Genomic DNA, 15,003 nt, shown 5'->3' on the forward strand with positions numbered 1-15,003 from the left:
AATGCAACTGAATCCATCAGAAATCAGTGAACTGATTAAAAAACGAATAGAAAACTTTGAGACGGTAGCAGAAGCCCGTACCGAAGGTACTATTGTAAGCATGAGCGACGGTATCGTTCGTATCCACGGATTATCCGAGGCAATGCAGGGCGAGATGATCGAACTGCCAGGCGAAACTTATGCATTAGCACTTAACCTGGAGCGCGATTCAGTAGGCGCGGTTGTACTAGGTTCAGACAAGCACCTGAAAGAAGGTGATGTTGCCAAGTGCACAGGTAAAATTTTAGAAGTACCAACAGGCGATGCACTTTTAGGTCGTGTTGTTGATTCATTAGGCTCACCTATCGACGGTAAAGGCCCAATCGAAACAACTACATTCGCACCTATCGAAAAGATTGCACCGGGTGTTATCGAACGTAAGTCAGTTGATCAACCAGTACAAACTGGTTTGAAATCAATCGATGCGATGGTACCCATCGGTCGTGGCCAGCGTGAGTTAATCATCGGTGACCGCCAGACAGGTAAAACAGCAGTAGCGTTAGATGCCATCATCAATCAGAAAGACACAGGCGTTAAATGTGTATACGTTGCGATTGGTCAGAAAGCATCAACCATTGCTAACCTGGTTCATAAATTAGAAGAGCACGATGCAATGGCTCACACTATCATCGTTGCGGCGGCAGCGTCTGATTCTGCGGCTATGCAATATATTGCACCTTACTCTGGTTGTTCAATGGGTGAGTTTTATCGTGACCAAGGCGAAGATGCACTGATTGTATATGATGATTTAACTAAGCAGGCATGGGCTTACCGTCAGGTATCTCTACTGTTACGTCGTCCACCAGGTCGTGAAGCATATCCAGGTGACGTTTTCTACTTACACTCTCGTTTATTAGAGCGTGCAGCACGAGTTAATGCTGACTTCGTAGAAAAAGCAACTAACGGTGCTGTAAAAGGTAAGACTGGTTCTTTAACTGCTCTTCCTATTATCGAAACACAGGACGGTGACGTTTCTGCATTCGTACCAACCAACGTTATCTCAATTACGGATGGCCAGATCTTCTTAGAATCTGACTTATTCAATGCAGGTATTCGTCCAGCGATCAATGCAGGTTTATCTGTATCTCGTGTTGGTGGTGCAGCTCAGACTAAGATCATCAAGAAGTTAGGCGGCGGTGTTCGTTTAGCATTGGCTCAGTATCGTGAACTTGCAGCATTCGCTCAATTCGCATCTGACCTTGATGACGCAACTCGCGCACAGTTAGCCTTAGGTGAACGTGCGGTTGAGTTAATGAAGCAGGCTCAGTACTCACCTATGGGTGTGGCTGAAATGGGCTTCAGTCTATATGCGATGAATGAAGGTTATATGGATGATATTGAAGTTAAGGCAGTTCTTAATTTCGAAGCAGCCATGTGGGCTTACGTTAAATCTAATAACGCCGATCTCGTTTCTAAGATAGATGAAGCGGGTGATTATAATGACGATATTGCTGGTGAAATGAAAACAGCTCTAGACGCATTTAAAGCTAACGGTGTTTGGTAGCGGAGACTTAGTATGTCCGGTGCAAAAGAAATACGCGGTAAAATAAAGAGTATTAAAAATACTCAGAAAATTACCAAAGCAATGGAAATGGTAGCCGCTTCTAAAATGCGTAAAGCGCAGGAAAGAATGCGAGCTAGCCGTCCATATGCTGAGAAAATGCGCAATGTAATTGCCCATTTATCTCAGGCTCATGCGGAAATAAAACATCCGTATATGATCGAACGTGAAGTGAAGCGTGTTGGTTATATTGTGGTTACATCAGACCGTGGTTTGTGTGGTGGCTTAAACGTTAATATCTTTAAAAAAGCGATTAACGACATGAAAGCCTACCATGACAAAGGCGTGGAAATTGATGTAGTGCCGGTTGGTCGTAAAGCGGTTGATTTTTTCAAGCGCAACCCAGGCAACGTAGTTGCTGAGGCCAGCCAGTTAGGTGATTCACCCCACATTAATGACCTAATAGGTTCTATCAAGGTAATGCTTGATGCATTTACTGACGGTAAAATCGATCAGCTGCATTTAATTAGCAATACGTTTGTTAATACGATGACGCAAGAGCCAACAGTTTTACAAATGTTACCCGTAAGCGGTTCCACTGATGAAAATTTAAAACATCACTGGGATTACATTTATGAGCCGGACTCTAAAGAGATTCTTGATGGCCTGCTCATGCGTTTTGTTGAATCACAAGTTTATCAGGGTGTTGTTGAAAACATCGCCTGTGAAATGTCTGCTCGAATGATTGCCATGAAATCGGCAACGGATAATGCGGGCGATATTATCGGCGAACTTGAAACGGTTTATAACAAAGCGCGTCAGGCAGCAATTACTCAGGAAATTTCTGAGATTGTTGCAGGTGCATCTGCGGTTTAATTGTCGACGCGTAAGCGTCGACATAAAAGAATTTAAATTTATGAGGATCAGTCTATGAGTGCTGGAAAAATAGTCGAGATTATCGGTGCGGTAATCGACGTTGAGTTCCCAAGGGATTCAATTCCTAAGGTATACGATGCGTTAAGAATCGAAAGCGCGAGTTTGACATTAGAAGTTCAGGCTCAGTTGGGTGATGGTGTTGTTCGTACAATTGCCATGGGTTCAACTGAAGGTTTGAAACGTGGCTTAGATGTTATCAACACAGGTTCAGCAATTACTGTTCCAGTTGGTCTTAAAACATTAGGTCGCGTAATGAATGTACTGGGTGAGCCAATCGATGAAGCTGGCCCAATTGGTGAAGAAAAATCTTTACCTATTCACCGTGCGGCACCTAAGTATGAAGAGTTATCTTCTGAAGTAGAAATACTGGAAACCGGTGTTAAAGTTATCGATCTGGTTATGCCAATCGCTAAGGGTGGTAAAGTTGGTTTATTCGGTGGTGCGGGTGTTGGTAAAACCGTTACATTGATGGAGCTTATTCGTAACATCGCGGTTGAGCACAGCGGCTACTCTGTATTTGCAGGTGTTGGTGAGCGTACTCGTGAAGGTAACGATTTTTACTACGAAATGGAAGAAGGCGGCGTACTAGATAAAGTTGCTCTAGTTTACGGTCAGATGAATGAGCCTCCAGGAAACAGACTACGTGTTGCATTAACAGGTCTGACTATTGCGGAAAACTTCCGTGACGAAGGTCGTGATGTCTTAATGTTTATCGATAACATCTATCGTTACACACTTGCTGGAACAGAAGTATCTGCACTGTTAGGCCGTATGCCTTCAGCGGTTGGATACCAGCCAACACTAGCAGAAGAAATGGGTGTTCTTCAGGAACGTATTACATCAACTAAAACCGGTTCGATTACTTCGTTCCAGGCAGTTTATGTACCTGCGGATGATTTAACCGATCCATCTCCTGCAACGACATTCGCTCACTTAGATGCGACATTAGTACTGTCTCGTCAAATTGCTGAGTTAGGTGTTTACCCGGCGGTTGATCCATTGGACTCAAGTTCTCGTCAGCTTGATCCACAGATCGTTGGCCAGGAACATTACGATATAGCTCGTGGTGTACAGGGTATATTGCAGCGTTATAAAGAATTAAAAGATATCATTGCGATCCTGGGTATGGACGAATTATCTGATGAAGATAAGCAGGCCGTTGCCCGTGCTCGTAAAATTCAGAAATTCTTATCACAGCCATTCTTCGTAGCTGAAGTATTTACCGGTGCTGAAGGTAAATACGTAGGTTTAAAAGAAACTTTAGCTAGCTTTAAAGCAATCCTTGATGGTGAACTGGATGATATTCCAGAGCAGGCGTTCTACATGGTAGGCGGCATCGATGAAGTTAAAGAAAAAGCGAAAAACATGTAAGGTGAGCTGATATGGCTATGACAACACATGTAGATATTGTTTCTGCGGAAAAAGAAATCTGGTCAGGCGAAGCCACTATGGTTTTTGCCCCGGGTATCATGGGTGAATTAGGTATTGCACCACGTCACACTCCATTACTGACTAAGCTGAAAGCTGGCGAAGTTCGAGTACGTGGACGTGACGGAGAAGATGAGTCTTATTTCATCTCAGGTGGCATGCTGGAAATTCAACCACACGTGGTAACAATATTGTCTGATACCGCAGTTCGTGCAGATGATCTGGACGAAGCTGCTGCAATTGAAGCTAAGCAACGCGCTGAAGAAGCCATGCAGGATCAACATTCTGAAATGGACTTCGCAAAAGCCAGCTCTCAATTAGCTGAAGCCGCTGCAATGGTTGAGACAATCAAGAAGGTGCGAGGACGTAGATAAAGCGTTTTTTTACTTTTTAAAAAAGCCGGACTTGTTCCGGCTTTTTTATTGTCTTATAAAAATGCAATTAGTTATAAATGTTGTATTATTAGCTTAAATTTAATGCTTCTATTAACAATAAGTAGTTAATAACAATTGATGAAGCTCACATAATGAAAGGAACCCTAATGCCATTAAGTGTAGTAATCCTGGCCGCCGGAAAAGGCACACGCATGAAATCAAGCACGCCTAAAGTGCTGCATAAGCTTGCAAATAAACCCCTGGTAGAACATGTCTACGATACTGCTAAAGAGTTAGGAGCAGAAGAAGTGGTTGTTATATATGGTCATGGTGGCGATCAGGTAATGGAAACCTGCAAACATTTTGATGCTAAATGGGTAGAGCAGAAAGAGCAGCTAGGCACGGGTCATGCTGTAATGCAGGCATTTGATTCAGTAAATCTAAATAACAATGTTCTGGTTTTATATGGTGATGTGCCTTTAACTAAAAAAGAAACATTAGAAGACCTGCTTGATGGCTCAGAAGGTAAAGTCGGTTTGCTTTCAGTAAATCTGGATAACCCATTTGGTTATGGCCGTATTTTACGCAATGCGGATAACCAGGTAACCGGTATCGTTGAGCAAAAAGATGCAAATGATGAGCAACAAAAGATACAGGAAGTTAATACTGGCATTCTCTCCTGTAATGGAGAAACATTAAAAAGATTATTAAATAATATTGATAATAAAAATAGTCAGGGTGAATATTATTTAACAGATATTTTCGAACTGGCAGAAAAAGAAAATATTGCCATCAAAACAGCTCAGCCAAATTCAAGCTATGAAGTTGAAGGTGTTAATAATCGTTTACAATTGGGTACGTTAGAACGAATTTATCAGAGAAATATTGCAGATGAACTTATGACTAATGGTGTTGCACTGGCAGATCCTGCTCGTATAGATATACGTGGTAATGCTGATATCAGTAACGATGTATATATAGACATAAATGCAGTGATTGAAGGTAATGTAAAAATTGGTTCTGGAACAAATATAGGTCCAAATTGTGTAATAATTAATTCAATCATTGGTGAAAATGTAAATATAAAAGCCAATTGTGTTTTAGAGAATGCAATTGTTGAAAATAATTGCGAAGTAGGTCCATACGCTCGATTAAGACCAGAAGCGCATTTAAGTGAAAATGCTAAAGTGGGAAACTTTGTAGAAATTAAAAAAGCAAATATTGGTGTTGGAAGTAAAGTAAATCATCTCTCCTATATTGGTGATACAGAAATGGGTTCAAATGTTAATGTTGGCGCCGGAACCATAACCTGTAATTATGACGGTGCAAATAAACACAAAACAATTATTGGCGATAATGTATTTGTAGGCTCAGATACTCAGTTAGTTGCCCCTGTTAATATTGCTGATGGAGCAACGATTGGTGCAGGAGCGACAGTAACTAAAGATGTATCTGAAGGGGAATTAGTGATAAGTCGTTCACCACAGAAAAGTATTCCAGGATGGGAACGCCCTACAAAAAAATAATTAATATAGAGCGCTATAGGAAAGAGGTGTGTAGGTAATTATTTTAGTAACCATACAGAATAAGTGCTTACATAACTCAGCTTCAAGTTCGGAAAAATATGTCTAGTTTAATTACAAAAGCTCAAGAGTTCGCAACGACAGAACATCAACGAATTAATCACGTACGTAAATATTCTAATTTACCCTATCAGACACACCTACAAGCTGTAGCGAAACTTGTGTCAACAGTTACTGATGATGAAGAAATGATTGCAGCGGCATGGTTGCATGACACTGTTGAGGATACACCAGCAACATTAGGTGATATTGAAAAAGCCTTCGGAATTCATGTTGCTGAACTTGTTGAAGAGTTAACGGATGTTAGTAAGCCGTCAGATGGAAATAGAGCAACGCGAAAAGAAATAGATCGTCAACATCTTGCAACAGCATCACGTAGAGCTAAAACGATTAAGTTGGCAGATTTAATTCATAATTGTGCTGATATAGTAAAAAATGATGAGAAATTTGCAAGAACTTTTATTTCAGAAATGAAGGCTCTTTTAGAGGTATTGTCAACAGGTGATAAAACGTTGTTTAAACGGGCTCAGAATCTCATAAGTAAAAGTAGTGAAAAATTAGGTATAGATCCATCGATAGAAAGATTAGTAGAACCAGTTAATAGCGTTTTACTAAATTTAATTGGATTTTCTGATTTACATTTTAAGGATAAATATCTTCAATTATTTACAGCAAGAGATGTAGCGGAAAGTTTACTGTCTTTTGATAGTGATGCATTAATAGATGAAGCGGATAAAGCTTTTAATTATCATAGACAAAGTGTTGCAAGTATTAGAATAAATGGCAGAGTTCAGGGTTATGTAAAGCAGAGTCGTTTAAAAGGCGAGGTATGTGGTGATAGCATGCGACACTTTACAGTTGATCAGGTGATACGAGGAACAGCTAGTTTAAGTGATGTAATACATGTTTTAACAAGGCATGATTTTTGTTTTGTTAATATATTTGGCGAAGTAACTGGTGTTGTTACTCGAGAAGATATTAATAAGCCACAGGTAAGAATGTGGCTGTTTGGTCTGGTTACTATGATTGAAACTTCTATAACAGAACTTATTGATAGAGTGTACCCGGATGAAGCCTGGAAACAAATTATGTCAAAAGGTCGGCTGGAGAAAATGGAAGAAATCTGGTCAGAACGAAAACGAAGAAATTTGCATTGCCAGCTAATTGAATGTCTACAGTTTTCAGATAAAGCAGGAATTTTAATTACAGATAAAGCTTCTCTTGAGCAAATGGGTTTTGAAACGGGTAAGCAAGCTAAGAAGGTTATAAAAGAGCTTGAATCTTTAAGAAACCATCTTGCTCATTCTCAGGATATTGTTTCTCATGATTGGGCACAAATTGCCCGCCTAGTGAATCGCTTAAGTTGAATAACATGAAAAACCATTATGATGTTATTGTGATCGGTGCTGGAGCAGCAGGTTTGTTTTGTGCATTTAATAGTGCGATAAGAAATAAACGAGTGTTAGTGTTAGACCATGCTAATAAGGTGGGTAAGAAAATTTTAATGTCCGGTGGTGGACGTTGTAATTTTACAAATTTGAACACGATGTATGATGACTTTACATCAGAAAATATACATTTTGTAAAATCAGCTCTAAATCAATATAGTGCTTATGATTATCTTAATTTAGTAGAGAGTCATAATATTGAGTATGTAGAAAAGTCACCTGGGCAGTTATTTTGTAAAAATAGCTCAAAAGATATTCTAAAAATGTTACTTGATGAATGCGCAAAAGCATCGGTAAAGATCTTTAAAAAATGCAGCATTAATAAGATCAATAAGAGTGATATTTATAGTATTGAAACAAATGTTGAAAATTATACTGCAAATTCATTAGTTGTTGCTACGGGAGGTCTGTCAATACCTACACTGGGAGCAACAGGATTTGGATATGAAATTGCCCAACAATTTGGCCATAAAATAGTTAAAACTAACGCATCTTTAGTGCCATTTACTTTAAGCAAAAAAATTCTGGATAAACAGAAAGAGTTGTCAGGTGTATCATTACCGGTATTAGTAAGTAACAAAAATCATAATGTAGAAGATGATTTGTTATTTACTCATCGGGGTTTAAGTGGCCCGGCAATTCTTAAAATGTCTGTATACTGGAAATTTGGTGAAGAAATATTAATAGACTTGCTTCCATCTAAAAATATAAAAGAAGTGATAAAGTCAGAAAGGCTTAAGCATCCTGATAAATTATTGATTAATAGTTTATCAGTAGTATTGCCAAAACGACTGGTTTTATATCTCTGCAATGAAAATTTAAAAGAATTAAAGTTAAAACAGCTGGATAAACCCGTAATTGATCAGTTAGTTAAAACCATACATGAATGGACGGTGACTCCATCTGGCACAGAAGGTTACAAAACAGCAGAAGTAACCTCAGGTGGTATAAGTACTGAAGATATATCATCTAAAACATTAGAATCAAAGTTGCACAACAATTTATATTTTATTGGTGAAGTTCTGGATGTTACGGGACAGCTAGGAGGTTATAACTTTCAGTGGGCGTGGTCTTCAGCATGGTGTGCGTCACAGGCTGTCAAATGAGAGTTATTACTTTTATTTAAAGTGCAAATAATAGTGATGTTACATTACTGAATATGTGAGCATTTACTCATTAATGAATTTGTTGATTTAAAGCTGTATTAATTTAAGCATAAATCTGGCAAGGTATAATGCGATTCATCAAACAGGATGTGGGAATATTTAATAATGAAATTAATATGGGTTATTTTACTTACCGTTATTTCAGCTTCAGTCTTAGCAGAAGATAGTTTTCCAGGACGTAAACTGTATCCCAGTGTCCCATTTATTGAGCTAGACGATCTCTATAAACAGATAAATGATGTTGTAATAATAGATGCCAGATCAAAATATGAATATGAAACCCTGAAGATCAAATCGGCCGTATCTATCCCGCTTGCATTATCAACCAAACGATTCCAGAAAAGAATGATGACAATAAGACAGGAAAATCCAGAGAAGAAACTGGTGTTTTACTGTAATGGTCATAAATGTATGAAATCATATAAAGCTGCAAAACGCAGTATCTCATATCTTGGTTTAAATAATATTTTTGCATATGATGCAGGTGTTTTTGAATGGGCCAAGAAATATCCTGCTGAATCTCTACTATTAGGGGAGGTACTAGTAAGTCCGGATAAGCTTATATCAAAAAGCGCATTTACAGAGCACCTTCTTCCAGGAGAAGCATTCATCAAAAATGCCAATTCTGAAGTCACTATACTGGATATCAGAGATAGAATAGAGAGAGATGGATTTTATATATTTTCTGGTGAGGAAAATTCGATTAGTCTGGATAAGCGAGAAAAATCAAAACTTGATAAGCTTATTGCATCTGTAAAAAAGAGTAATAAAACACTTTTTGTATATGATATGGTCGGTAAACAGGTTAGATGGTTTCAATACTATCTTGAGTCTAAAGGTATAAAAAAATACTATTTTATGAAAGGTGGAGCAGATGCCTTTTTTGATATCCCGCTCAACAAACTAATAGATTAATATTTCGACTTAATGCCTAATCAAGCCAGCCACCTGTGGCTTGTATGGGTTGTAAGTTACCAGGTGCATTAATCCAGATAGCTAATGCGTAACGCTGGCTAACAAAATTACTTGTAGTTTCCAGTTCTATATCCCATGTACCATTCTTAGAAAGTTTCGATATTTTATTTAAAACGATGAAATTTTCAGAAAATAATTCACCACTATTTTCTCCGTGTTTCACATCTGTTTTAATTGAAAAACCTAATAAAGCAACATTAAGATTCAAAGGGATTTTGTGTTTGTAATGTACATGTAAGTTATTGTCATTTAAGTCAGCAGACAGAATGCCTGGTTTAACCAGAGACTCTGGTAAGGTCTTACCACGATACCAGCCACGCCACTCATTACCGTTAGCTATCATACCCGGTGTATAAACCGAGCTGACCCCGCCCTGATAATGATAGGTTCTTTGTCTCTGAGAATACTGCTTTTTAGAGAAAGGATCCTTCCATCCCAGATAGTCCCAGTAATCAACATGAAAAACAAGGGGTATGAAATCAATCCATAAACCCGGGTTATCAATTTGTCTGGAAATCCAGCGTTCTGCTGGAGGGCAACTGCTACAACCCTGGGATGAATACAGTTCGAGTAGCTGGGTATTAGCACTCGTACTCTGGAATGTTTGTGCCTGACCGGTTAGTACATACCCGACAGTAAGGCTTAATATCAGGTTTAGCGTAATAATGGCATTTTTCATAATCTCTCTCCGTATTACATAGAGTGAGTAAAGTAAGGGCAGTTCAACGATGTTAATATTTTGTGATAAATATTAAATATTTAAGCAGGAAAAATGGTGCTAGTTTTGAAAAATTATGACTTCTCGCCATTTAGGCAGGCTTCAATTGCATCTTCAGGTGTATCATGTAAGAACGCACCCTGTAGAGGATACAGATCATTAAGTTTACTAACAAATTGACTTTCCTCTTTCAGTACAAAAACAATCGTTTTTGTATCGGGACTGTATTTGGGTAATGATGATAGTAGAACATCGAGATTACTAACATTAACGCCAGCATAATTATTGCCATAACCATAAAAAAATTCCGCCACGATAAAATCAGGTTTATATGTTTTTAAGGCTTTAATGGCATTTCGGCTTGAATTAACCTTAATTTCACGCGCACCCATCTGTTTATACAAATTACTTAATTTTGGATGGGTTGGGGACTCAATAATTGAGAGTATTGTCAGGTTCATAATATTTCTATGGTGTGAAAAACATAATAATACTATCAGGCTCTGATAAAATACACGCCACATAACAGGAATTTACAGAAGTACTATGGCATTACTCACTCTACGCAATATCAATCTGGGCTTTGGCGGGCCGAATTTATTTGACTCTCTGAATCTGCAGATAGACCCCAAAGAACGTTTATGTCTATTAGGGCGTAACGGAGAGGGTAAATCGACTCTGATGAAGCTTATCGGAGGCATGGTAAAAGCGGATGAGGGGAGTATTGAGCAACAGCAGAATCTAAAAATTGCCTATCTAACACAGGATATTCCAGATGATATTGAAGGCAGTGTTTATGATGTGGTTTCATCCGGACTGGAAGGTGTAGGTGAAATTTTAAAGAATTATCATCATTGTAGCCTCGAATTAGCGGAAGATTACACTGATCAAAAGATGGAAGAGTTATCTCGGATTCAGCATGAATTAGAAGCAGTAGACGGCTGGAGTCTGTCGCAACAGGTTGAAACGACCATCTCACAACTGGAGTTACCGGCAGATGATGAGTTTAGTTCGTTATCCGGAGGTTTAAAGCGTCGGGTGTTGTTGGGAAGAGCGCTGGTTACTACACCAGATTTGTTATTACTGGATGAGCCGACTAATCATCTGGATGTTGAAGCCATACAATGGATAGAAGAGTTTCTGCTTAACTGGAATGGTAGTGTGTTATTTGTGACCCACGATAGGTCATTCCTGAGAAGGCTGGCAACAAGAATTATAGAGCTAGATCGTGGCAAGTTAACCTCCTGGCCGGGCAATTATGAAACGTACCTTGTGCGTAAACAGGAGTCACTTGAAAACGAAGAAAAGGAGAATGCACTTTTTGATAAACGCCTAGCTCAGGAAGAAGTATGGATTCGTCAGGGCATAAAAGCCCGTCGTACTCGCAACGAAGGTCGGGTGCGTGCACTTAAAGCGATGCGTAATGAGCGATCGGCAAGACGAGAGCAGAAAGGTCAGGTCAATATGCAGGTTTCAGCTCAGGATAGTTCGGGCAAACGAGTCATTGAAGCTGAGAACCTTACTTATAGTTATGGAGATATGCCTATCGTTAAGGGCTTAACAACATTAATTACCAGAGGTGATCGAATAGGTATTATCGGGCCAAATGGTGTTGGTAAATCAACCCTGATTAAACTAATGTTAGGCGAGTTACAGCCTGACGAAGGTAAAGTTGAACTAGGAACAAAACTTGAGATTGCTTATTTTGATCAGCTTCGTTCAGAGTTAGATTTACAAAAAAGTGTGCGAGATAATTTAGCGCCAGGCACCGATAAAATTACAGTTGCAGGCCGGGAAAAACATGTCATGAGTTACCTCAGTGATTTTCTGTTTGCCCCAACACGTGCAAATTCACCAGTAAGCACTTTATCCGGTGGTGAACGTAACCGATTAATGCTGGCCAAATTATTTGCAAAACCATTTAATCTTCTGGTAATGGATGAGCCAACTAATGACCTGGACGTAGAAACTCTAGAATTACTTGAAGACCTGTTAATGTCATATGAAGGTACTTTGATCTTAATCAGTCATGACCGTGCTTTTTTAGATAATGTAGTAACAAGTACATTGGTCTTTGAAGGAAATGCGCAGGTTAATGAATATGTAGGTGGGTATGAGGACTGGCTAAGGCAGTTTAAAAATAAATTTAGCAGGAAAAAAGACAAAAAAGAGAAACAGGTAAAGACAGAAGTAAAACCAGTAGAGCAGAACAAACCAGTTAAGAAACGTACATTTAAAGAACAAAAAGAATTAGAAGAGCTGCCGGTATTAATTGAAACACTGGATGCAGAAATGGCTGAGATAACAGAAAAAATGGCTGAACCTAAATTTTATCAGCAGAATAAAGAAATTATTGCGATAACTACAACGCGTGTTTCAGAAATAGAGTATGCATTAAAACAGGCCTATGAGCGCTGGGAGCAGTTAGAGGATACAGAATGACGAAGTATTTGATTCACGGTTTAGTTGTTGTTTTTTCATTGCTTATCGTCTCATGTGGAAGTGATAAAGAAAGTATAACGAAGCAGCAGTCTGATATTGAATATGATATTTTATTAAAAGGAGGAGAGAAAAATATCTCCTTTATAAATCAGGCAAGACCCGTTTTAGAAAAGCGTTGTATTGTGTGTCATGGATGTTATGACGCACCATGCCAGTTAAAGTTGACTTCAATAGAAGGGATTAAACGCGGTGCGAATCCTGAAAAAGTATATAATTCGGAAAGAATTATTGCGGCACAACCTACACGGTTATTTATAGATGCAAAGTCTGAAGAAGAATGGCGAGAAAAAGGTTTCAACTCTGTTTTAAATGAACAGGAAAATAACGAGATTAATAATTTACGTCACTCTGTGCTGTACAAAATGCTGCGTCTGAAACAGCTTAATCCCCAGCCAAGAGTGGGCATGATAGATGAAAAAATTGATCTAGGCCTAAACAGGGAACAGACGTGCCCGGTTAATGAAGAGTTTAATGATTATGCTGAAGAATTTCCCTTTCAGGGTATGCCATTTGCCACTCCCAACTTATCAGATGACGAATATCATATATTAGTTAAGTGGATCTCTCAGGGTATGCCAGATGATAGTCAGATAACTTTTACTGAATCAACCCAAAATCAGATTAAGACATGGGAAGATTTTTTAAATAAAAAAGGATTGAAATACCAGCTGATAAGTCGTTATTTGTATGAGCATTTGTTTATGGCTCATCTTAATTTTAAAGGTGAAAGTAGTCGTGAATTTTTTCGTATTGTTCGTTCATCTACACCTGCAGGACAAACGATAAATGAAATAGCAACTATTCGCCCATATGACTACCCCGGTCCGGATTCCTTTTATTATCGTTTACGATATGAGGAATCGTCTATAGTAGATAAATCACATGTTGTTTATCAGTTGTCAGATAAAAAGCTAGAAAGATTCAAAGAGTTATTTATTAATCCAGATTATAAAGTTGATAAATTACCATCATATGAGGCAGCGGTTGCATCTAATCCTATAAGAACATTTGCAGATATACCTGTTGAATCTCGATATCGTTTTTTACTTGATGATGCAAAGTTTTTCATTGATGGTTTTATAAAAGGCCCTGTATGTAGAGGGCAGGTCGCATTAAATGTTATCGAAGATAATTTCTGGGTTTTTTTTAGCGACCCGAAAAAATTACGTGTTAATCATAATACTGAATATTTGAAGGAAATCGCAGGTGATTTTAATCTGCCGGCAGAGCAGGGTAATACATATAATCCATTTAGTATCTGGACAAATTACTGGGAATTACAACGCGACAATATGCTTAAGCGTCAGGAAGAATATATTAAACTACCTAAAATGAATCTTGATAAAGCGCTCGAGTTTATATGGGATGGTAGTGATAGTTTAAACAAAAATAATAACGCATTAACAGTATTCAGACATTTTGATAGCGCAACAGTGAAGCAGGGGTTGCTAGGTGATTACCCTGAGACGGCCTGGGTAATTGATTACCCGATTTTTGAGAGAATACATTATTTACTGGTTGCAGGATATGATGTTAGCGGAAATGTAGGCCACCAGTTTAATACCAGAATATATATGGATTTTTTACGCATGGAAGCAGAAAACACCTTTCTGGCTTTTTTGCCGGTTAAACATAGAAGAGAAATTCGAGCGTCGTGGTATAAGGGAATACGTGAAGGCTTGCAGCCGTATTTCAAAGAGCCTGATGACTGGTTAAATGTGCAGATAGTAAACGGGTTTAAGACGAATGACCCGCAAATGGAGTTTTATAGAAAAATTGAACAAAGATTAAGTGCCTCAGACAAAAACATTGATCTTATTAATCGCTGTAAGGGGGTTAAATGTAATGTTAAAAATAAATTGTCGGAAATGGAAAGGCATATTCAACGCATAGCAAAAATTAAAGGTGAAAGATTAAGTATATTTCCAGACACAGCTTTCTTAAAGGTAATATCAGAAAAAGAAACGCAGGTGTATACCATTATAAATAATAAAGGTTATAAAAATATTAGTTCTCTTTTAAGTGATACGGAGAACAGAGATAAGCACTCAGATACACTGACTATATATAAAGGGTTGCTCGGATCTTATCCAAACTTCTTTTTTGTTGTTAATGAAAATAAATTAAGTGATTTTGCGAATGAAATTATTGCTATTAGCTCAAGAGATGATTATGAACGTTTTGTTGGTCGTTATGGAGTGCGTAGAACATCTTCAGATTTCTGGAAAGAGGCGGACTGGTTTAATGAGCAGTTTGCAAAACAGGATCCGGTAGATTACGGAATATTTGATTTGTATCGATATAACAATCGTTGAGGTGAAATATAATACGTA

At 38.3% G+C, this 15,003-nt stretch carries 12 protein-coding genes; 10 read left to right on the forward strand and 2 right to left on the reverse strand.

All coding sequences use genetic code 11. From position 1 onward, the window contains the following. The first annotated feature begins 1 nt into the window (after window position 1). The 8 genes from DIZ80_10620 (at window position 2) to DIZ80_10655 (ending at window position 9,390) form a co-directional block, all read left to right on the forward strand. Window positions 2–1,543 carry a F0F1 ATP synthase subunit alpha gene (locus tag DIZ80_10620; protein ID RDH82724.1) on the forward strand — a complete coding sequence of 514 codons (1,542 nt, stop codon included), beginning with the start codon at window positions 2–4 and terminating at the stop codon, window positions 1,541–1,543. Window positions 1,544–1,555: 12 nt separating this feature from the next. Then, window positions 1,556–2,416, forward strand: a complete 861-nt coding sequence (locus tag DIZ80_10625; protein RDH82725.1) for a F0F1 ATP synthase subunit gamma — start codon at window positions 1,556–1,558, stop codon at window positions 2,414–2,416. 54 nt (window positions 2,417–2,470) lie between these two features. Next, a complete protein-coding gene (gene atpD / locus DIZ80_10630; GenBank protein ID RDH82726.1) occupies window positions 2,471–3,847 on the forward strand; it encodes a F0F1 ATP synthase subunit beta in 1,377 nt (458 codons plus the stop codon). Window positions 3,848–3,858: 11 nt separating this feature from the next. Further along, window positions 3,859–4,278: a F0F1 ATP synthase subunit epsilon gene (locus DIZ80_10635; protein RDH82727.1), complete on the forward strand. Its 420-nt coding sequence runs from the start codon at window positions 3,859–3,861 to the stop codon at window positions 4,276–4,278. Between the two features lie 167 nt (window positions 4,279–4,445). Further along, window positions 4,446–5,804, forward strand: coding sequence for a UDP-N-acetylglucosamine diphosphorylase/glucosamine-1-phosphate N-acetyltransferase (gene glmU / locus DIZ80_10640; protein RDH82728.1), 1,359 nt, complete (start codon window positions 4,446–4,448; stop codon window positions 5,802–5,804). A gap of 98 nt (window positions 5,805–5,902) precedes the next feature. Further along, complete coding sequence (locus DIZ80_10645; protein ID RDH82729.1) at window positions 5,903–7,228, forward strand: bifunctional (p)ppGpp synthetase/guanosine-3',5'-bis(diphosphate) 3'-pyrophosphohydrolase; 1,326 nt, start codon at window positions 5,903–5,905, stop codon at window positions 7,226–7,228. 5 nt (window positions 7,229–7,233) lie between these two features. Then, window positions 7,234–8,415: an aminoacetone oxidase family FAD-binding enzyme gene (locus tag DIZ80_10650; GenBank protein RDH82730.1), complete on the forward strand. Its 1,182-nt coding sequence runs from the start codon at window positions 7,234–7,236 to the stop codon at window positions 8,413–8,415. Between the two features lie 147 nt (window positions 8,416–8,562). Further along, window positions 8,563–9,390: a sulfurtransferase gene (locus DIZ80_10655; GenBank protein ID RDH82731.1), complete on the forward strand. Its 828-nt coding sequence runs from the start codon at window positions 8,563–8,565 to the stop codon at window positions 9,388–9,390. A 16-nt stretch (window positions 9,391–9,406) separates the two neighbouring features. Here DIZ80_10655 and DIZ80_10660 read toward each other — a convergent pair whose 3' ends face one another. Both DIZ80_10660 and DIZ80_10665 read right to left on the reverse strand, forming a co-directional pair. Then, the gene (locus DIZ80_10660; protein RDH82732.1) at window positions 9,407–10,129 is read right to left on the reverse strand and encodes a DUF1223 domain-containing protein; all 723 of its coding nucleotides are present in this window, start codon (window positions 10,127–10,129) and stop codon (window positions 9,407–9,409) included. A gap of 113 nt (window positions 10,130–10,242) precedes the next feature. Beyond that, on the reverse strand, window positions 10,243–10,692 hold the full coding sequence (locus DIZ80_10665; GenBank protein ID RDH82733.1) for a hypothetical protein: 450 nt from the start codon (window positions 10,690–10,692) through the stop codon (window positions 10,243–10,245). A gap of 22 nt (window positions 10,693–10,714) precedes the next feature. On the opposite strand from DIZ80_10665, the gene DIZ80_10670 reads away from it, so the two are divergent. Both DIZ80_10670 and DIZ80_10675 read left to right on the forward strand, forming a co-directional pair. After that, on the forward strand, window positions 10,715–12,610 hold the full coding sequence (locus DIZ80_10670; GenBank protein RDH82734.1) for an ABC transporter ATP-binding protein: 1,896 nt from the start codon (window positions 10,715–10,717) through the stop codon (window positions 12,608–12,610). After that, window positions 12,607–14,985: an isomerase gene (locus tag DIZ80_10675; GenBank protein ID RDH82735.1), complete on the forward strand. Its 2,379-nt coding sequence runs from the start codon at window positions 12,607–12,609 to the stop codon at window positions 14,983–14,985. Before DIZ80_10670 ends, DIZ80_10675 begins: the two co-directional genes overlap by 4 nt. Window positions 14,986–15,003: the final 18 nt, after the last annotated feature.

The organism is endosymbiont of Galathealinum brachiosum (assembly GCA_003349885.1).
Taxonomy (GTDB): Bacteria; Pseudomonadota; Gammaproteobacteria; order SZUA-229; family SZUA-229; genus SZUA-229.